The 17,802-nt window shown below is 64.7% G+C and carries 21 protein-coding genes; 16 read left to right on the top strand and 5 right to left on the bottom strand.

Annotated features, from left to right (window positions below):
* Positions 1-360: 360 nt before the first annotated feature.
* Genes ACZ7GB_RS14385 through ACZ7GB_RS14370 form a run of 4 tightly spaced genes read left to right on the top strand, consistent with a single transcriptional unit; the run spans position 361 to position 5,227 of the window.
* The gene (locus ACZ7GB_RS14385; RefSeq protein WP_472159221.1) at positions 361-2,013 is read left to right on the top strand and encodes an OpgD/OpgG family glucan biosynthesis protein; all 1,653 of its coding nucleotides are present in this window, start codon (positions 361-363) and stop codon (positions 2,011-2,013) included.
* The gene (locus tag ACZ7GB_RS14380; RefSeq protein WP_472159220.1) at positions 2,010-2,222 is read left to right on the top strand and encodes a hypothetical protein; all 213 of its coding nucleotides are present in this window, start codon (positions 2,010-2,012) and stop codon (positions 2,220-2,222) included. The genes ACZ7GB_RS14385 and ACZ7GB_RS14380 overlap by 4 nt, the downstream gene beginning before the upstream one ends.
* 1 nt (position 2,223) lies before the next feature.
* Positions 2,224-4,038: a glucans biosynthesis glucosyltransferase MdoH gene (gene mdoH, locus ACZ7GB_RS14375; protein ID WP_472159219.1), complete on the top strand. Its 1,815-nt coding sequence runs from the start codon at positions 2,224-2,226 to the stop codon at positions 4,036-4,038.
* Positions 4,031-5,227, top strand: a complete 1,197-nt coding sequence (locus ACZ7GB_RS14370) for an OpgC family protein (protein ID WP_472159218.1) — start codon at positions 4,031-4,033, stop codon at positions 5,225-5,227. The genes mdoH and ACZ7GB_RS14370 overlap by 8 nt, the downstream gene beginning before the upstream one ends.
* A gap of 13 nt (positions 5,228-5,240) precedes the next feature.
* Here ACZ7GB_RS14370 and ACZ7GB_RS14365 read toward each other — a convergent pair whose 3' ends face one another.
* Complete coding sequence (locus tag ACZ7GB_RS14365; protein ID WP_078540305.1) at positions 5,241-6,137, bottom strand: LysR family transcriptional regulator; 897 nt, start codon at positions 6,135-6,137, stop codon at positions 5,241-5,243.
* Positions 6,138-6,260: 123 nt separating this feature from the next.
* Between ACZ7GB_RS14365 and ACZ7GB_RS14360 the strand changes: the two genes are divergently transcribed.
* The 10 genes from ACZ7GB_RS14360 (at position 6,261) to rpmE (ending at position 13,296) form a co-directional block, all read left to right on the top strand.
* Positions 6,261-6,833, top strand: a complete 573-nt coding sequence (locus tag ACZ7GB_RS14360; protein ID WP_472159216.1) for an FMN-dependent NADH-azoreductase — start codon at positions 6,261-6,263, stop codon at positions 6,831-6,833.
* A 205-nt stretch (positions 6,834-7,038) separates the two neighbouring features.
* Entirely contained in the window at positions 7,039-8,538 is a 1,500-nt protein-coding gene (gene ffh, locus ACZ7GB_RS14355; RefSeq protein WP_078522030.1) for a signal recognition particle protein, read from the top strand.
* A gap of 5 nt (positions 8,539-8,543) precedes the next feature.
* Positions 8,544-9,086: a GNAT family N-acetyltransferase gene (locus ACZ7GB_RS14350; protein ID WP_472159215.1), complete on the top strand. Its 543-nt coding sequence runs from the start codon at positions 8,544-8,546 to the stop codon at positions 9,084-9,086.
* Positions 9,083-9,379 (top strand): chorismate mutase, encoded by a 297-nt coding sequence (locus ACZ7GB_RS14345; RefSeq protein ID WP_078522032.1) that lies wholly within the window; start codon positions 9,083-9,085, stop codon positions 9,377-9,379. The genes ACZ7GB_RS14350 and ACZ7GB_RS14345 overlap by 4 nt, the downstream gene beginning before the upstream one ends.
* A 45-nt stretch (positions 9,380-9,424) precedes the next feature.
* Positions 9,425-9,799, top strand: coding sequence for a 30S ribosomal protein S16 (gene rpsP, locus ACZ7GB_RS14340; RefSeq protein WP_078540310.1), 375 nt, complete (start codon positions 9,425-9,427; stop codon positions 9,797-9,799).
* 83 nt (positions 9,800-9,882) lie between these two features.
* Entirely contained in the window at positions 9,883-10,389 is a 507-nt protein-coding gene (gene rimM, locus ACZ7GB_RS14335; RefSeq protein ID WP_078522034.1) for a ribosome maturation factor RimM, read from the top strand.
* A 4-nt stretch (positions 10,390-10,393) separates the two neighbouring features.
* On the top strand, positions 10,394-11,209 hold the full coding sequence (locus tag ACZ7GB_RS14330) for a hypothetical protein (RefSeq protein ID WP_472159214.1): 816 nt from the start codon (positions 10,394-10,396) through the stop codon (positions 11,207-11,209).
* Positions 11,202-12,011, top strand: coding sequence for a tRNA (guanosine(37)-N1)-methyltransferase TrmD (gene trmD, locus ACZ7GB_RS14325; RefSeq protein WP_472159213.1), 810 nt, complete (start codon positions 11,202-11,204; stop codon positions 12,009-12,011). The genes ACZ7GB_RS14330 and trmD overlap by 8 nt, the downstream gene beginning before the upstream one ends.
* A 674-nt stretch (positions 12,012-12,685) precedes the next feature.
* On the top strand, positions 12,686-13,063 hold the full coding sequence (gene rplS, locus ACZ7GB_RS14320; protein WP_075775806.1) for a 50S ribosomal protein L19: 378 nt from the start codon (positions 12,686-12,688) through the stop codon (positions 13,061-13,063).
* Between the two features lie 11 nt (positions 13,064-13,074).
* Positions 13,075-13,296, top strand: a complete 222-nt coding sequence (gene rpmE / locus ACZ7GB_RS14315) for a 50S ribosomal protein L31 (protein ID WP_078522037.1) — start codon at positions 13,075-13,077, stop codon at positions 13,294-13,296.
* Between the two features lie 85 nt (positions 13,297-13,381).
* Here the strand turns inward: rpmE and ACZ7GB_RS14310 are convergent, their stop codons facing one another.
* The gene (locus tag ACZ7GB_RS14310; protein ID WP_274963243.1) at positions 13,382-14,092 is read right to left on the bottom strand and encodes a YoaK family protein; all 711 of its coding nucleotides are present in this window, start codon (positions 14,090-14,092) and stop codon (positions 13,382-13,384) included.
* 164 nt (positions 14,093-14,256) lie between these two features.
* Here ACZ7GB_RS14310 and ACZ7GB_RS14305 point away from each other — a divergent pair, with 164 nt between their 5' ends.
* Both ACZ7GB_RS14305 and metG read left to right on the top strand, forming a co-directional pair.
* The gene (locus ACZ7GB_RS14305) at positions 14,257-14,718 is read left to right on the top strand and encodes a GNAT family N-acetyltransferase (RefSeq protein ID WP_472159212.1); all 462 of its coding nucleotides are present in this window, start codon (positions 14,257-14,259) and stop codon (positions 14,716-14,718) included.
* Between the two features lie 101 nt (positions 14,719-14,819).
* Positions 14,820-16,529, top strand: coding sequence for a methionine--tRNA ligase (gene metG, locus ACZ7GB_RS14300; RefSeq protein ID WP_472159211.1), 1,710 nt, complete (start codon positions 14,820-14,822; stop codon positions 16,527-16,529).
* A 143-nt stretch (positions 16,530-16,672) separates the two neighbouring features.
* Here the strand turns inward: metG and ACZ7GB_RS14295 are convergent, their stop codons facing one another.
* The 3 genes from ACZ7GB_RS14295 to ACZ7GB_RS14285 all read right to left on the bottom strand — a co-directional run bounded on the left by ACZ7GB_RS14295 (position 16,673) and on the right by ACZ7GB_RS14285 (position 17,769).
* Positions 16,673-16,972 carry a holin family protein gene (locus tag ACZ7GB_RS14295; protein WP_472159209.1) on the bottom strand — a complete coding sequence of 100 codons (300 nt, stop codon included), beginning with the start codon at positions 16,970-16,972 and terminating at the stop codon, positions 16,673-16,675.
* Positions 16,973-17,038: 66 nt separating this feature from the next.
* Positions 17,039-17,161 (bottom strand): hypothetical protein, encoded by a 123-nt coding sequence (locus ACZ7GB_RS14290; RefSeq protein ID WP_472159208.1) that lies wholly within the window; start codon positions 17,159-17,161, stop codon positions 17,039-17,041.
* Entirely contained in the window at positions 17,158-17,769 is a 612-nt protein-coding gene (locus ACZ7GB_RS14285; protein ID WP_472159207.1) for a holin-associated N-acetylmuramidase, read from the bottom strand. The genes ACZ7GB_RS14290 and ACZ7GB_RS14285 overlap by 4 nt, the downstream gene beginning before the upstream one ends.
* Between the last annotated feature and the right edge of the window lie 33 nt (positions 17,770-17,802).

Below are 17,802 nucleotides of genomic sequence, written 5' to 3'. Positions count from 1 at the left end.
CCCCCCGCGCAAGCATTACTTTACCTGCGCACAGGGGGCATGTCTGTCAAGCTTCGCGACGGCGTTTCCTGAGTAGAATCGCAAGGCATTGTGCGGAGGCCGCCTCAAAGCGACAGCGATCGGCCCCTCTCCCGCCATTTTGCACATGCGGCATTCTGCGGCACAAATGTCGCTGAATCGGCGGGAAATCGCGCTTTTCGATGCATGGATGGGCGATGTTATGCGAGAATCGCATGGCTCGACCCTGTCCGTCCGATGGGCCTCGCATACCCTCTTGCAGTTTTTCTGGGCATGTGGCTATGCAAAATGCAGCACGGTGGTTTTTCTCCGTGCGAAGCGACTGTAATCGCAGGGAAACAGATGCCTAATCCCCGCACTGTGCAAGTGCCCCAATTCTCCCGCCGACAGCTCCTCGCCGCCGGTTCCGCTTTTGGCGCGTTCGCCGCCGCGGGAGGCTGGCCCGGTCATGCGCTCGCGCAAGACAGCGCCGCCCCGGCCGAACCCGCTACCGCTCCCACCCCGCCCCCCGCCGCACCGCAGCAATCGCCGTTTTCTTTCGACGATCTCGCGGCACGGATGCAGAAGGCCGCGAAGGGAGACGCCGTTCCGCCCGAGACCAGCTCGGCCGATTTCCTGAGCAAGCTGGATTACGACAGCTACCGGATGATCCGCTTCGACCCGGACAAGTCGCGCTTCGAGAATATCGAAGACACGCGCTTCGAGTTGCAGGCCTTCCATCTGGGCTGGCTTTTCAAAGAGCCGGTGCATCTCTCCAGCGTCGAGAACGGGCAAGCGAGCCCGATGAACTTCTCGACCGACGATTTCATCTACCAGAGCAAAGCCCGCAAGATCGTCCCCGAACATGCCGATCTGCCGGGCATCGCGGGCTTCCGGCTGAACACGCCGCTCAACCGCCCCGATGTCATGGACGAGCTGATCGCGTTTCAGGGCGCGTCTTATTTCCGGGCGCTCGGGCGCGGCTCAGCCTATGGCCTTTCGGCCCGCGGGCTTGCCGTGAACACCGGCGTCTCCGTCGCAGAGGAATTCCCGCGTTTCACCCAGTTCTGGGTCGAGACCCCGGCCTCGGGCGCGACCTCGATCACCGTCTTCGCCGAGATGCATTCGGCCTCGCTGACGGGGGCCTACAAATTCGTCATCACCCCTGGCGAGGCGACCTCGGTCGACGTGACCGCACGTCTCTTCATCCGCGAGGACATCCAGCAGCTCGGTGTGGCGCCGCTGACTTCGATGTTCCTTTACGGGCCGCGCAACCGGCATAATTTCGACGATTACCGCCCGCGCGTGCATGACAGCGACGGGCTCGCGATCGAGCAGGCCGATGGCGACAAGCTGTGGCGACCGCTGCAGAACCCCAACAAGCTCGCCTCCTCCTATTTCGCCGAGAGCGCGCCGCAGAGTTTCGGCCTCTATCAGCGCGAGCGCGAATTCGATCATTATCAGGACGCCTCGGCCCGCTACGAGCGCCGCCCCTCGGTCCGCGTGACGCCGCAGGGCGACTGGGGCAAGGGCATGGTTCGGCTGGTCGAGATCCCCTCGAAACTCGAGGTGAACGACAATATCGTCGCCTTCTGGGTGCCCGAAGCTCCGGCAAAAGCAGGCGATGCGCTGGAATTCGCCTATCGGCTGGAATGGGGCGATCTGCCCCCCGATCCGAGCGATCAGCGCGCCTATGTGGACCAGACATGGGCCGGGACCGGCGGTGTCTCGGGCGTCGAAAACACCAAGGGCACCCGGAAATTCGTCATTGATTTCAAGGGCGGAGAGATTTCGCGCCTGCCGGCCTCCGCCGTCGACGAGATCAAGCCGGTCACCCACGCGAACAAGGGCAAGATCGAAACGCAGACCCTTTCGAAGGTCGAACAGGACAATGTCTGGCGTCTCGTGCTGGATATTTCCGCCGATGGCGACGCGCCCGTGGAACTCTCTGCCACTCTTGCTGGTTTTGGACGGAACCTCTCCGAGACCTGGCTCTACCAGTGGACCAAAACATGATTTCACATTTGACGCTGCCGGAAGTGCCGGCGCTGACCGACCAGCCGCGCGCCCAGCGCCGGCTGTCGCCCGAAGACCTCGTTGCCGGGCCCGCCGCGCTGCTGGTGGCCCCGATGGCCATGCCTGCGCAACAGATCGAACCCGATCTTCGGCTGAGTACCCGGCTCGCCCGGATGCTGACCCGCCGCCCGGTCGGGGAAGGCACCTGACATGTCCGCGCTCGCGCGTCCTCGCGGCGCATTGCTGATCGGCCTGCGCGCTCTGGCGCTCGGGCTGGCGGCGCTTGCAGGTATCGGGGCCTTCGTTCTGTTCATTCAGTTCGGTCAGGCCGACGGCTTGCAAACGCTCGACGTGGTGCGCGCGCTTCTGATCCTGATCTCGACGCTCTGGCTCGCCTGGGGCGCGGTGCAGGCGCTGATCGGGCTGACCTCGCGCGCCGAGCCGCCGCCGCGGGTGGACCCGCATGCGCGCATTCAGGGCCGCACGGTCGTGCTGGTGCCGGTCTATAACGAAGACCCCGTCTCCACCTTCTCGCGCGTAGCCGCGATGGACGCCTCGCTCGCCGCGACCGGCGACGACGCGGAGGTACATTTCGCGATCCTCTCGGACACCCGGAAAGACGACATCGCCCAGCGCGAGGTGCAGGTCTTCGCCCATCTCGTGGAAGAGCGTGACGCGCTTGGCCGCTTCTTCTATCGCCGCCGCACCAACAACGTGGGCAAGAAGGCCGGGAATATCGAGGACTTCATCACCCGCTCCGGCGCGGCCTATGATTTCGCGCTGATCCTCGATGCAGACAGCCTGATGGAAGGCGAGACGATCCTGCAGATGATCCGACGGATCGAGGCCGAACCGCGTCTGGGCCTGCTGCAGACCCTGCCGAAAGTCGTGCGGGGGCGCTCGCGCTTCGCCCGTGCGATGCAATTCTCGGCCAGCTTCTTCTCGCCCGTCTTCGCCCGCGGCTTGGCGATGCTGCAGGGCAGGACCGGCCCGTTCTGGGGCCATAACGCCATCGTGCGCACCCGCGCCTTCGCCGAAAGCTGCGGCTTGCCTGCGCTGAAGGGGCAACCGCCTTTCGGCGGGCATGTGATGAGCCACGACTATGTCGAAGCAGCGCTTCTGGCGCGCAACGGCTGGCTCGTGCGGCTCGACGACGATCTGGAGGGCTCCTTCGAGGAAGGCCCCGAGAATATCGTCGATCACGCCAAGCGCGACCGCCGCTGGTGTCAGGGCAACCTGCAACATGCGCGCATCATTGGCGCGCCGGGGCTGCGGGGCTGGTCGCGGTTCGTCTTTGCGCAGGGCATCATGGCCTATATCGCGCCGCTGTTCTGGCTGGGCTTTCTCGTGGCCTCGGTCGCGGCGCCATTGTTCATGCCGCCGCCGGATTACTTCCCCGAGCCCTACTGGCCCTTCCCCTATTTCCCGCCGTCAGAGGCCTCGAAAGCGATCGGCCTCGCCATCGGCATTTTCGGGCTTCTGCTGGTGCCGAAACTGCTCATCGCGGCGCGTGCGGCGATGAATGGCACGGCGCGCGGCTTCGGCGGCGGCAACATCGCCTTCGCTTCGACGCTGAGCGAATTGCTCTTCTCCTCGCTCACGGCTCCGGTGCTGCTGGCCTTCGCGACGCGCTCGGTGTTTCAAGTGCTGTTCGGCGCGGATGGCGGCTGGCCCACCAACAACCGTGGTGACGGGCGGCTGAGTGTGGCCGACGGGTTCACCGCGGCGTGGTGGATCGTGGCGATCGGCGCGACGGGCCTTGCCGTCACGTGGTGGCTCGCGCCGGGTCTGCTGTTCTGGCTGCTGCCGGTGGGTCTGCCGATGGTCGCCGCGCCGTGGCTGATCTCATGGTCGTCGCAGCCGTCGCGCTCGCAGCTTATGCTGGTGCCGAGCGAAATCGAAACGCCGCGCATCCTGCGTCTGCACGATGCGATCTTCACCCGCTGGGAAAACGCTTTCCCGACCCCCGAGGGCGACCGCGCCGGTTTCGCGGACGCCCCTCACCGGAGCCCCGCACATGCGTAACATTGCGCTGATGAAACCCGGGCGCGACCTGCGGATCGATCTGTTCCGCGGCCTCGCGCTGGTGATGATCTATATCGATCACATCCCGGGCAATCTCTACGAGAACTTCACCTCCCGCAATCTGGGCTTCTCGGATGCGGCGGAGGGCTTCGTCTTCATGTCCGGCCTCGCCGCCGCGCTGGCCTACGGCCCGGCGCTCGCGAAGGGACTGAGCTGGGAAGGCACCTCGCGGCTCTGGGGCCGAGCGTGGCTTCTCTATCTCGTGCATATCCTAACTGCCGTCTGGGCGATCGCCATCGTCTCGGCCGCCGTGCAGTTCTGGGGCAACGAGGCGATGCTGTCCAAGAACGCGATGAAGATCTATGGCACCGACCCGTTCGGCTTCCTGATCGGGATCGCGACGCTGGGCCACCAGCTGGGCTATGTGAACATCCTGCCGATGTATATGGCGCTCCTGTTGATGGCGCCCGCGCTGATCCGGATCGGTCAGCGCAGCAAATTGGCATTGCTGGCGACCTCGGTCGGGCTTTGGGTGGCGACGGGTCTGTTCCGGCTGAACCTGCCGAACTACCCGATGGAGGGCGGCTGGTTCTTCAACCCGCTGGCGTGGCAACTGGTGTTCAGCCTCGGCATCCTGACCGGGCTGTCGCTGCGCCAGGGCAAGCGGCTCGTGCCCGTGAAGGGCTGGATTATCGCCCTCGCGGCGGGCTGGCTGGCGCTGACCTTCGTCTGGATTCACAACGGCTGGATGCTGAAGAATTTCGGCCACGCGGTCTGGCAGTTGCGCCAATGGAACGTGCCCTTCTTCATCGCGGGCTTCGACAAGACCTTCGTGTCGCTGCCGCGCCTGTCGCACCTGCTGGCGCTCGCCTACATCCTGTCGCTGCCGGGGATCATCCCGCGCATCGCCGAGGCGCGCGTGCTGGAGCCGATCCGGATGCTGGGACGCCACTCGCTGCCAATCTTCGCACTCGGCACGGTGCTGGCAATCGCGGGCCAGACGGTGAAGCAGGTGCATCCGGGCGGGTTCTGGCAGGATACGCTGCTGATCTTCGGCGGGCTCGCGCTGCAATTCGCCTTCGCCTACGGGCGCGACAATTTCGGCGCGAAGGCCGTGGCGCGACGTCGGAAGGCGCGCGAAGAGGCGGAGCCCGCACCGGCCCCCGTACGGCTGCACGCAGCCGAATAGCTCAGTTCTGAAGTCAACTCAGGATCAGACCGTCCGAACGGGCCGCCTGTTCCTTGATCGCTTTCACGGCGGCCTGAACCTTCGGCGTCCGGTGCAAATCGACATGGGTCACCAGCCACAGGTTGGTGTCCCAAGTATCGTAGGGTTTCACCACCTCTTCGAGCGTCGGATCGGCGCGGCCCATCGGCACGGTCAGGAAGCCCAGGCCCAGCCCCGCCTTGATCGCATCGACCTGGCTCTCGTGCTCGTTCGCGCGGAACACGACCTGCTCGTCGGGGACGTTGTCGCGCAGCCAGCGGTAGAACGGCGCGCGGCTGTCGCGGTTGTCGTTCGAGACGAAGCGATGCTTGGCGAGCTCTTCCTTGGAGCGCGGAATCCCGAAACGCTCTACATAGGCGTGGCTCGCATAGAGCGCGTTCTGCATCCGGCCCAGCGACTGCACGACGTTGTCAGGCTCGGTCGGGCGGTTGCCGGCGCGGATCGCGACATGCGCCTCGCCATATTCCAGCCGGAACACGCGCTGATCGGTGAGATAGCGCAGCCGCAGCCCGGAATATTCGCCCAAGAGCTTTTCCATCGCGGGCAGGACAAGCACCGAAACCGCGGTCAGCGACGTCACGATCAATTCGCCCGTGACTTCGTCGCCCGCGCCTGCGATCCGGGCGGCGAGTTGGCTGAACTGATCTTCGGTCGCCTGCCCCACGGAGAGCAATTGCTGCCCCGCTTCGGTCGGCGTGTAGCCACGCGGATGGCGCTGGAACAGCTTGGTGCCCAGCTTGTCCTCCAAGGCATCGACATGGCGGATCACCGTGGCGTGGTGAACCCCCAAGACTTCGGCCGCGCCCGAGACCGTGCCGATCCGCGCCACATGGAAAGCGGTGCGAATTTCATCCCAACTGTCAAAGCTCATGCTGTGCATCCGTGAACATGATCTGCTCGATCATGCCCGTTGCGTTCTGGATTGCAAGAGACAAGTAAGGTGCAGAACGAAATTCACGACCCCACATCGAACACGTTTTACGGAGTCCTCCCCATGACCAAGACCCTTCGTATCGACAGCTCCATCAAGGGCGACGCGTCGATCTCCAAACGCCTCACCGACAAGATCGTCGAACGGCTCGGCGGCGACGTCACCGCCCGCGATGCGACCGCCATTCCTTCCATCGACGGAGCGTGGATCGGCGCAGCCTACACCCCCGCCGACCAGCGCAGCGACGAACAGAAAGAGCTGCTCGCCCTGTCCGACGAGCTGATCGCTGAACTCAAAGCTGCCGACACGATCGTCATCGGTTGCGGCGTCTACAACTTCGGCGTCACCGGCCCGCTCAAGCACTGGATCGACATGATCTGCCGCGTGGGCGAGACCTTCCGCTACACCGAGGCTGGCCCCGAAGGCCTCGCCGGTCCGAAGCGCGTTGTCATCGCCTACTCCTCGGGCGGCGTGCCGCAGGGCTCCGCCTTCGATTTCGCGACGCCCTACATCAAGCAGGTTCTGGGCTTCATCGGCATCACCGACGTGACCGTGGTTGCCGCCGAGGGCGTGAACCTCGACGAGGCTGCGGCGGTCGCCAAGGCCGAAGAGCAGATCATCCACCTCGCAGCCTGATCCCCCAGTCTGCAAAGACGTCCCTACCTCCCCCGACTGGCCCCGTGGTTGACTCCGCGGGGCCTTTGTCATAGTTCACGCGAGATTTCCCCGGAGGACGAATCCCTCCGGTCCCGGCATGAGGTCGGGATCGCCACCAGTCAGCGCGTTGCGCCCACTGGTGCGCTTGTCGTTTGTCCCGGCCCCAATCACAGGAGGGTGGCCCATGTTCGAAAGTCTATCAGAGCGCCTAGGTGGCGTCTTCGACCGGCTGACCAAACAAGGTGCGCTTTCCGCTGATGACGTGAAAACGGCCATGCGCGAAGTGCGCGTCGCGCTTCTCGAAGCCGACGTTTCGCTGCCGGTCGCCCGCCAGTTCATCAAATCTGTCGAGGGCAAGGCCACCGGCGCTGCGGTCACCAAATCGGTCACGCCGGGCCAGCAGGTCGTCAAGATCGTCCATGACGAGCTGATCAAGATGCTCGCGGGCGAAGAGGCCGCCGATGCGCTGAAGATCGACAACCCGCCCGCGCCGATCCTGATGGTCGGTCTGCAGGGCTCGGGTAAGACCACCACGACCGCCAAGCTCGCCAAGCGTCTCAAGGACCGCGAAGGCAAGCGCGTGCTGATGGCCTCGCTCGACACCAACCGCCCGGCGGCGATGGAGCAGTTGCAGATTCTCGGCACGCAGATCGGCGTCGACACGCTGCCGATCGTGAAGGGCGAAAGCGCCGTGCAGATCGCCAAGCGCGCGAAGCAGCAGGCAACTTTGGGCGGCTATGACGTCTACATGCTCGACACCGCGGGCCGTCTGCATATCGACGAAGTGCTGATGGACGAGGTTCAGGCGGTGCGCGATGTCGCGAACCCGCGTGAGACCCTCCTCGTCGTCGATGGCCTGACCGGTCAGGACGCGGTCAACGTCGCGACCGAGTTCGACGAGAAGGTCGGCGTCTCGGGCGTCGTGCTGACCCGGATGGACGGCGATGGTCGCGGCGGTGCGGCGCTCTCGATGCGCGCGGTCACCGGCAAGCCGATCCGCTTCGTGGGCCTGGGCGAGAAGATGGACGCGCTCGAGACCTTCGAGGCCGAGCGTATCGCGGGCCGCATCCTCGGCATGGGCGATATCGTCGCCCTCGTGGAGCGCGCGCAGGAGACGCTGGAACAGGAACAGGCGGAGCGCATGGCCAAGCGCTTCCAGAAGGGCCTGTTCAACATGAACGACATGAAGAACCAGCTCGATCAGATGATCAAGATGGGCGGGATGCAGGGCGTCATGGGGATGATGCCGGGCATGTCGAAATACGCCAAGCAGGCCGAAGATGCGGGCCTGAACGACAAGACGATCACCCACCAGATCGCGCTCATCAACTCGATGACCAAGAAAGAGCGCGCCAACCCGCAGATCCTTCAGGCGAGCCGCAAGAAGCGCATCGCGGCGGGCGCAGGCCTTGAGGTCTCCGACCTCAACAAGCTGCTGAAGATGCACCGTCAGATGTCCGACTCGATGAAGAAGATGGCCAAGATGGGCAAGGGCGGCATGATGAAACAGGCGATGAAGATGATGGGCGGCAAGGGCGGCGGTGCGCCGGATCTCGCAAACATGGATCCCGCCGAGGTCGAAGCCGCCGCCAAGGCGATGGGCGGCAAGATGCCCAAGGGCGGCATGCCCGGTCTGGGCGGCGCGCTGCCGCCGGGCCTGTCGGGCTTCGGCAAGAAGAAGTAATCGAGATGACCGTCGCGCTCTCCCCCACCCCTGTTCTCGAGACCGAGCGTCTCGTGCTCCGCGCCCCGAGGGCTGCGGACTGGGAAGCATGGCGCGATTTCTACATGTCCGAGCGCAGCCACTGGTTCCGCCCGGTGAAAGAGCCGACCCCGGAAGCCGCATGGCGGAGCTTCGCTGCGATCACCGGCCATTGGGTTCTCCGCGGCTGGGGCATGTTCGTGATGACCGAGCGCGGCTCGGATCAGGGTTTCGGCGCGCTTGGCCCCTGGATGCCCGAGAGCTGGCCCGAAGCCGAGATCGCGTGGTCGGTCTGGTCGCAAGACGCCGAGGGCAAGGGCTACGTGGCCGAGGCCGCGCGCGCGGTGATCGCCCATGCGTTCCGGGATCTGAACTGGTCCACCGCGGTCAGCTACATCGACCCGAACAACACCCGTTCGACCGCGTTGGCCGAGCGTCTGGGCGCGCGCCCCGACCCGCAGGCCGCCTATCCCGGGGAGCCGCCGATCGTCGTCTGGCGTCACCCCGCACCGAAGGAGGCCGCCGCATGAGCGATGCAACCACCCGTGCCGCTGAGTTGCTGAAAGAGCATCGCGACAGCATCGACCGGCTCGATGCGGTGATGATCTACACGCTGGCCGAACGCTTTGCCCAGACGCAGGCCGTCGGCAAGCTCAAGGCAGAGCACGACCTTCCGCCCTCCGATCCCGATCGGGAGGCCAAGCAGATCGCCCGGCTCGAAAAGCTGGCGAGCGATTCCGGGCTCGACCCGGAATTCGCGAAGAAGTTCCTCAATTTCGTGATTTCGGAAGTGATCCGGCATCACGAGAAATTCCAGAAATGACGGGCCATCCGGCCCATCACCAGCCATCCAAAGGAGACAACTGACATGGCTATGAAAATCCGCCTCGCTCGTGGGGGTTCCAAGAAGCGTCCGTTCTATTCGATCGTCGCTACCGACTCGCGCATGCCGCGTGACGGCCGCTTCCTCGAGAAGCTGGGCACCTACAACCCGCTGCTGCCGAAAGACAGCGAAGACCGCGTGAAGATGAACATCGAGCGCGTGAAGTACTGGCTCGACCAAGGCGCGCAGCCGACCGATCGCATCGCGCGCTTCCTCGAAGCCGCTGGCGAGCGCAGCAAGCCGACCCGCGCCAACATGAAGAAAGCCGTTCCGGGCAAGAAAGCCCAGGAGCGCGCCGAGCAGCGTGCCGCCAAGGCCGCCGAGGCGAACGCCGCTGAAGAAGCACCCGCCGAAGAATAATCGGCAGCTATGGATGGCTGGCGGGCCGGGCGCGATATGTGCCCGGCCCCTGCCCCATCCGATCTAGCACAGAGGATCGCATCATGACCCAACCCGAACGCGTCTGCGTGGGTGCCATCGCCGGAGCTTTCGGCGTGCAGGGCGAAGTGCGCCTCAAGAGTTTCTGCGCCGAACCCGAGGATATCGTGGGCTACGCCCCGCTTTATACCGAAGACGGCGCGCGCCAGTTCGACGTGACGCTGACGCGGGGCCTGAAGAACGGTCTTGGCGCACGGCTGTCGGGCGTGGCCACTAAGGAAGAGGCCGATGCGCTGCGCGGAGTGACCCTCTGGGCCGACCGCGACAAGCTGCCCTCGCTTCCTGACGACGAATTCTACCATGCCGACCTGATCGGGCTGACGGTGGTGGATACCGGCGGCACCAAGATCGGCACCGTGCGCGCGGTCCACAATCACGGCGCGGGCGACATTCTCGAAATTTTCGCGCCCGGGCGCAAACAGGCGCTGCTACTGCCCTTCACCAAAGCCATCGTGCCGACCGTGGACCTCGCCGCCCAGCGTATCGTCGCCGACCCGCCCGAGGATCTGTGATCGGATGCGCGTGATCGTCCATCCGGGCTTTCACAAGACCGGAACCTCCACGATCCAGACCGGACTGCGCGAAGTCAGCGCCCATCTGCCAGATTGGGCGATTGCGCTCCGCGAAGATATTCCCGACGCAGCCGCCGCAGCCCGCGCCTTTTCACTGACCCGCGACCCGTTCGAATTGGGGCTCTATCAGGCCGCGCTGGCCAGTTGGGCCGACGCCCTCTCCGAAGACACCACGCAGGCCGTGATCTCGATCGAAGGGCTCGCAGGCCATATGCCGGGCCGCGATGGCGTGCTGGACTATTCCGCGACGCCCGCCCTGATGGGCGCGCTGGCCGAGGTCTTCCGCGCGAAATACGAAGACTCGCTGGAGTTGCAGCTCTTCCTGACCACGCGCGAAAAGACCGCGTGGATCGAGAGCCTGCATTGGCAGCATGTGCGCAGCGGCATGTTGACGGACACGCTCGACACCTTCCGCACCCGGCTGTCGGGCTTCGACCTCGCCCCCGTTCTGCGCGAGATCGTGAGCACTGTGCACCCCGTCCCGGTGAGATGGGTGATGCTCGACGAAGCCCGCGACAATCCCCACGGCCCGCTTACGCCGTTCCTCGATCTGATGGACGTCCCCCCCGAGGTGCGCGCGTCGCTTGGTCTCGGGATCACGGCCAATGCACGCCCGCGGAGGGTGGACCGGGCGGCGCTCGCCGACCAACTCGCCGCGATCAACGCGGAAGGGTTGCCGCGCGAGGCTACAAAAGAGAAAAAGCGCGCCATATTGCGGGCAGCATGGCGCGAAGAGGCAGAGGCGAAATCCGATGAGTGACGACAAACCCAAGCTCGCGACCAAGTCGCATGGCCGTCTGACGATCTCGCCGACGCGCAAGCCCAGCTCGTTGATGGACGAGCAGCCGCGGCTAAAGGGCGCGTGGACCGCGAAGATCGTCACGCTCTTCCCCGAGGCCTTCCCCGGCACGCTGGGCCTGAGCCTTCTGGGCCGCGCCCGGGATCTGGGCCTCTGGGCGCTGGAGACGATCGACCTGCGCCCCTTCGGCATCGGCAAACACCGCAATGTGGACGACACGCCAGCGGGCGGCGGCGCGGGCATGGTGCTGCGCGCCGATGTGGTGGGCGAGGCGCTCAAGCAGGCCGCCCACGGCACGCCGGATGACCGTGCGCGCTGGCCGGTCGTCTATCTCTCGCCCCGAGGCAAGCCCCTGACCCAAGCGATGGCACGCCGCTTCGCCGCAGCCGATGGCATGACGCTTCTCTGCGGTCGCTTCGAGGGCGTGGACGAGCGCGTGCTGGAACATTTCAGCGTCGAGGAAGTCTCGATCGGCGATTTCGTCCTGACGGGTGGCGAAGTGGCCGCCCAAGTGCTGATCGACGCCACCGTGCGGCTGCTCCCTGGCGTGCTCGGCAATGCCGAGAGCGCGGTCGAGGAAAGCCACTCCAGCGGGCTGCTGGAGCATCCCCAATACACCCGCCCCGCCGAATGGAAAGGCCGTTCGATCCCCGAAGTGCTCACCTCGGGCAACCACAAGAAGATCGAAGACTGGCGCCGCGAGATGAGCGAGAAGCTCACGCAGGAACGCCGGCCGGATTTGTGGGAGAAGCGTGGGGAGTGAGGGTCAGTTGCAGGCCGAGGTGCACCTAGAAGCCTCGCACCCCTTGGCTCAACACTTTGAATCTAGACCTAAATACAGACATTATCGGTCCGGCTTTGTGTAATCCGAAGTGTAGATTTTTTCCCGATTTCCTGACATTTCAACTCCGCCGCCTCTGGCGTCATTAGATCACCGGTGGCTGTCGAGCCTATTATCACAGGGCCAGAGTTCAGGGATGGCGTACAACCGACCGCTGCGATTGGTAGCACGCATACAAGCAAGATAAGTCCTTTTGGTTGCACTGTATGTTCCTCCCGGCTTCTGTTTTGCTTTCCAATCAGATTTTCGCAGGCGCCTAGCTCCGTCGAACCTCAGGTTCTCAAATGATACCAGATGTTCGCCTCGTCCGCATAGCGCACCTCGCCACCCCCACTTCCCCCTTGATCCGTTACCCATTTCCCCGTAATACGCGCGGGTCCGGACCGGAATCGGCCCTCGGACCCTTTTGCTGTTGCCCGGCGGAGCCTTCTTCGGTCCGCGACACGGCACCGGCGAAGGGCGCAAAAAGCGAAAGACGACCTGAAATCTCCCGCGGGCGCGACCCTGAAAAGGCGACCGGACCCGATGAAGACGCGGAGCTCTGAGGCGGCGAAACCTTCACGGGACAAACCGTGAGCATGTGAAAGGACGTTGCGATGAACCTGATCGCACAGCTCGAGGCGGAACAAATCGCCGAGCTCAACAAGACCATCCCGGATTTCAAAGCCGGTGACACCATTCGCGTCGGCTACAAAGTGACCGAAGGCACCCGTTCGCGCGTGCAGGCCTATGAAGGCGTCTGCATCTCGCGCAAGGGCGGCGACACGCTGGCGGCTTCGTTCACCGTGCGCAAAATCTCCTTCGGCGAAGGCGTGGAGCGTGTGTTCCCGCTGTATTCGACCAACATCGACTCGATCGAAGTGGTCCGCCGTGGCCGCGTGCGTCGCGCCAAGCTGTACTACCTGCGCGCTCGTCGCGGTAAGTCGGCTCGTATCGCCGAAGACACCCACTACAAGCCCAAAGCTGCGAAATAAGGAGCGGGACGATGAAAGCCGAAACCCATCCCGACTACCACACGATCACCGTCAAGATGACCGACGGGACCGAGTATCAGACCCGCTCGACCTGGGGCTCCGAGGGCGACACCCTCACCCTCGACATCGACCCGACCTCGCACCCGGCGTGGAACGGTGGTTCGTCGCGCCTCATGGACACCGGTGGTCGCGTGTCGAAGTTCAAGAACAAATATGCCGGCCTCGGCTTCTAAGCCTGAGCTGCATGACTGTTACGGAAAAGGGCGCCTCGCGGGCGCCCTTTTTCATGCGCGTCCCTTTCGCTCATAACGGCAAGGCTCACCGCCCCCCGCGATAGACCTTGCGCAGTTCCGGCACGGCGATGACGATCAGCAGCGCCGCCGCCAGCGCGAAGACCATCGGGCCGATCCGTTCATATCCCAGCACGCCTGCAATCCCGCCCGCGAAGAACGAACACAGCGTCGCGACATGTAGCAGGAGCCGCGAGCGCAGCACCTGCCTGGTCTCGGCATCGCGCGCGCCCGGCAAGAGCGCCGCAAGCTCCAGCCCCAGATCGGTCGCGATGCCGGACACATGGCTCGTGCGCACCCGCCCGTCTGAGATTTTCGTGCTCGCCGCGTTCTGCAGCCCCATCAGGAAGCTGAGCCCGATCATCATCAGATGCTCGCTCATCGCCGCGGCCCAGACCATGTCGAGGATCGTCAGCACGATCAGCAGCCCGGCTTCCAGCAGGATCGACAGCGCGTAGATCCCGTGCAGCCGCCGGCGCTGCCCGACATCGATCAGTACCCCAGACGCAAAGGCCCCGAAAACGAAGGCCAGTAGAAGCAGCAGGAACCAGATCGCCGTGCCGAACCGCCCCAGCGCGAGCAGGTCGGTCGCGGTCGAGACATTCCCGGTCATGTTGGCCGAGAAATACCCCAGCGCCCGGAACCCGGCCGCATTCACCGCGCCCGCGACCAGCGCCAGCCAGACCGCCAGCGCGAGGTCGATCGAAACGCTCCGATCGTCTCCGGCATGTATCAGCACCGCTTGCCCCCTACGCTCACTCCGTCTCGCCCCGACTATCGACGCCACCCGCGCAAAAGCAAGCCTTGGAGGCGTGGCGCAATGCGCCTCGTTTCGTGATTTGCCCCCGACAGGCCCCGCTTCCACAGTCGCGCGCGATTTCAGACAATTGATAGGAGCCGCCCGTGAGAACCCGAAACGCCACGCCCGCAGACGCCGCAGCCTTGGCCGACGTACTCGAAGAGCTAGTGAGCTCGGACCGGCGCAGCAAAGCCAGCGACGCGGAATTCGTGCGGTCGCATTATCTGGCGCATCCCGACCTCATCCGCTGCGCGATCTGCGAGGATGACGAAGGCCGTGCCCTCGGGCTCCAGTCGCTCAAACATGCGCGTGCGGGCAATCCCTACGGGACGCCGGAAGGCTGGGGCATCATCGGCACGCATGTACGCCCCTCGGCGGCCCGGCGCGGTGTCGGGCGCAGACTGTGGGCTTGGAGCCTCAGCGCAGCACGCGCGGCAGGCCTCACGAAGATCGAAGCCTATATCGGCACAGAGAACGCTGCTGCGCTTGCCTATTACGGCCAAGCGGGCTTCGAGACATGGCGCGAAACCGACGACGCAATCGGCAAGGTCTACACGCTCGACTGATCGCAAAGACGCAAGCGGTGCGTCTCGGCGCTCCCCCCTAGCCCTTCCCATGATTCCCTAGTAAACCCGCGCTCAAACGCTCCACAGCAAGAGGGTCCTACATGGCGCGCCATCTCATTACCTCGGCCATTCCCTATATCAACGGCATCAAGCACCTCGGCAATCTCGTGGGCTCGCAGCTGCCGGCTGATCTCTTCGCCCGCTACCAGCGCGCGCGGGGCAACGAGGTGATGTTCATCTGCGCCACCGACGAGCACGGCACCCCCGCCGAACTCGCCGCCGCGAAAGCAGGCAAGCCGGTCGCCGAGTACTGCGCGGAGATGCACGAGGTGCAGGCGAAGATCGCGGAAGGCTTCCGGCTCAGCTTCGATCACTTCGGGCGTTCGTCCAGCCCGCAGAACCATCGCCTGACGCAGCATTTCGCGGTGAAGCTGGCCGAAGCCGGGCTGATCCGTGAAGTCTCGGAAACCCAGATGTATTCCAAGGCAGACGGGCGCTTCCTGCCCGACCGCTATATCGAGGGCACCTGCCCCAATTGCGGCTTCGAGAGCGCGCGCGGCGATCAATGCGACAACTGCACCAAGCAGCTCGACCCGGTGGACCTGATCAACCCGCATTCCACGATCTCGGGCTCGACCGACCTGGAGATGCGCGAGACCAAGCACCTGTTCCTGCGCCAGTCGGCGATGAAGGATCGACTGGATGCGTGGATCGACAGCAAGTCCGACTGGCCGGTGCTGACCACCTCGATTGCGAAGAAATGGCTCCATGACGGCGACGGGCTGCAAGACCGTGGCATCACCCGCGACCTCAGCTGGGGCGTGCCTGCGCAATTCGAGGGTGCGCCGTGGTCGGGCATGGACGGCAAAGTCTTCTATGTCTGGTTCGACGCGCCGATCGAATATATCGCCGCGACCGAGGAATGGACCGAGAAGACGGGTGGCGACTGGGAGCGCTGGTGGCGCACCGACAAGGGCGCCGACGACGTCACCTACACCCAGTTCATGGGCAAGGATAACGTGCCCTTCCATACGCTCTCGTTCCCCGCGACGATCCTCGGCTCGGGCGAGCCGTGGAAGCTCGTGGATTACATCAAGTCGTTCAACTACCTGAACTACGATGGCGGCCAGTTCTCGACCTCGCGCGGGCGTGGTGTCTTCATGGATCAGGCGCTGGAGCTTCTGCCCGCCGATTACTGGCGCTGGTGGCTTTTGTCCCACGCGCCCGAAAGCGCGGATGCCGAATTCACCTGGGAGAATTTCCAGGTCTCGGCGAACAAGGACCTTGCCGATGTGCTGGGCAACTTCGTCAGCCGGATCACCAAGTTCACCCGCTCGAAATTCGGCGAGGCGATCCCGGAAGGCGGAAGCTGGGGCGAGCAGGAAGCGGCCCTGATCGAGGATCTGACCACCCGCATCCGCGCCTACGAGACGCATATGGAAGAGAAGGATATCCGCAAGGCGGCGATGGAGCTGCGCGGGATTTGGGTCGCGGGCAACGAATACCTGCAGGCGTCGGCGCCTTGGTCGGTGTTCAAGACCGATCCCGATCAGGCAGCGGCCATTGCACGGCTCGCGCTGAACCTGATCCCGATCTACGCGGTGCTCTCGGCGCCCTTCATTCCCGATGCGGCGAAGATCATGCTCGAGGCGATGGGCGACGCGGATCGCGGCTGGCCGGGCGATGTGAAAACGGCGCTCGAGACGCTGCCCGCAGGTCATGCCTTCACCACACCCGAGGTGCTCTTCCGCAAGATCACGGATGAAGAGCGCGAAGAGTGGCAGGAACGCTTCGCAGGCACCCGCGACTGAGGCGCATCAGGGGCTCTGCCCCTCTTCGCTTTCGCGAATTCACCCCGGGATATTTGACCAAGAGCGAAGACAGCCCCCGCGCGTTTCTTCGCTCTTTCGAAATATCCCGGGGGGGCTCCCGCAGGGAGCAGGGGCAGAGCCCCCTACTCGTCCTGTTTCTTGAGCAACCGCCAAGCGGAGAGCGCCGCGTTTTCCTCGACCGGAGGCGTAGCGAGAGCGTCAGGCGGCTTCGGCAGCGCCGTCTTCATCCGCAAGTAATGCGCCTCGCGCGCGCCGAAATAGAAGCTGACCACCGCACCCAGAAGCCACCAGAGCGGCTCGGGCACGTAGGCCAAGCCCACCATGCGTTGCGCGAAGCCGACCGGGTCGACCATTGCATAGACAAAAAGCCCCACGATCCCGAAAGCGAGCACCGGGCGCGGCAGGCGGTTGAGGCCATTCACGATCCGGTCGAAGCGGCCGGGGCGAATGAATTCGAACTCCGCCCCGTGCTCCTGAAGCGCTGCGAGTTAGGCGGCCTGTGCAGCCTCCAGCTTCTTCGTGGCATTGGGCACGAAGACCTCCGCCACCGAGCTGGCGGCTTCGCCTGCCGCCTTCACCGCGCCTGCGCTGCCTAGCAATTTCTCGATCACGCCCATTTCGCCACCCGCTTGCGATGCTCGCCCTCGGTGAGGTGAAAGCGCGGTGAGATGAACTCCTCGGCGCGGCGGATCCAGCCGCCCTTCGCGCCCGCGCGCGTCGTTGCGTATTTGCGGCTGGCCGGCCGTGCATCGGCGATGCGGTAGTAGTAGTTGCGCCGCGCGATTCCGTAGGCATCGGCGAAGTAGCCGGGCGCGGCTGCATCGGCGAGTTCGGCGGCGGCGATGGTCTGCGGGCCGATGATCCCGTCCACGACGACGCGCTGGCCCATGTCGCCCAACAGGCGTTGCAGGATGACGACCGCATTGCCGCCTGCGTTCACATACATGTCGAAAACCGAGGCCTGCACCGAGGGCGGCAACCGGTCGATGCGCGGGCTCTTATAGTAATGCTCGATGAAAATCTCGGCGGCTTGGCCCGGGTCGAGCGCGCGGATATCCATCTCGTCCACCCGGCCATCTCCTGTCAGATCGCGCCCCAACCGGCGCAGGGTTCCGAGCGTGACGCCGTGCTTGGTCGCACCGCCCGGATCGTCCGGATCATCGACATAACCGCCTTCGCGCGCGACGATCTCCGCCGCGATCTGGGTGACCGATTTCATGGCCTGCCTCCGTTGATGACAACGTCAGGCAGG

It is taken from the genome of Thioclava sp. PTB-PU3-1 (assembly GCF_055666785.1).
Note: the sequence above shows the minus strand (reverse complement) of the source record. Positions and strands in the feature narration are given on the sequence as shown.

Coding starts and splice junctions, on each gene's coding strand:
- ACZ7GB_RS14385 (WP_472159221.1), top strand. CDS start 361: ATGCCTAATCCCCGCACTGTGCAAGTGCCCCAATTCTCCCGCCGACAG.
- ACZ7GB_RS14380 (WP_472159220.1), top strand. CDS start 2,010: ATGATTTCACATTTGACGCTGCCGGAAGTGCCGGCGCTGACCGACCAG.
- mdoH (WP_472159219.1), top strand. CDS start 2,224: ATGTCCGCGCTCGCGCGTCCTCGCGGCGCATTGCTGATCGGCCTGCGC.
- ACZ7GB_RS14370 (WP_472159218.1), top strand. CDS start 4,031: ATGCGTAACATTGCGCTGATGAAACCCGGGCGCGACCTGCGGATCGAT.
- ACZ7GB_RS14365 (WP_078540305.1), bottom strand. CDS start 6,137: ATGAGCTTTGACAGTTGGGATGAAATTCGCACCGCTTTCCATGTGGCG.
- ACZ7GB_RS14360 (WP_472159216.1), top strand. CDS start 6,261: ATGACCAAGACCCTTCGTATCGACAGCTCCATCAAGGGCGACGCGTCG.
- ffh (WP_078522030.1), top strand. CDS start 7,039: ATGTTCGAAAGTCTATCAGAGCGCCTAGGTGGCGTCTTCGACCGGCTG.
- ACZ7GB_RS14350 (WP_472159215.1), top strand. CDS start 8,544: ATGACCGTCGCGCTCTCCCCCACCCCTGTTCTCGAGACCGAGCGTCTC.
- ACZ7GB_RS14345 (WP_078522032.1), top strand. CDS start 9,083: ATGAGCGATGCAACCACCCGTGCCGCTGAGTTGCTGAAAGAGCATCGC.
- rpsP (WP_078540310.1), top strand. CDS start 9,425: ATGGCTATGAAAATCCGCCTCGCTCGTGGGGGTTCCAAGAAGCGTCCG.
- rimM (WP_078522034.1), top strand. CDS start 9,883: ATGACCCAACCCGAACGCGTCTGCGTGGGTGCCATCGCCGGAGCTTTC.
- ACZ7GB_RS14330 (WP_472159214.1), top strand. CDS start 10,394: ATGCGCGTGATCGTCCATCCGGGCTTTCACAAGACCGGAACCTCCACG.
- trmD (WP_472159213.1), top strand. CDS start 11,202: ATGAGTGACGACAAACCCAAGCTCGCGACCAAGTCGCATGGCCGTCTG.
- rplS (WP_075775806.1), top strand. CDS start 12,686: ATGAACCTGATCGCACAGCTCGAGGCGGAACAAATCGCCGAGCTCAAC.
- rpmE (WP_078522037.1), top strand. CDS start 13,075: ATGAAAGCCGAAACCCATCCCGACTACCACACGATCACCGTCAAGATG.
- metG (WP_472159211.1), top strand. CDS start 14,820: ATGGCGCGCCATCTCATTACCTCGGCCATTCCCTATATCAACGGCATC.
- ACZ7GB_RS14285 (WP_472159207.1), bottom strand. CDS start 17,769: ATGAAATCGGTCACCCAGATCGCGGCGGAGATCGTCGCGCGCGAAGGC.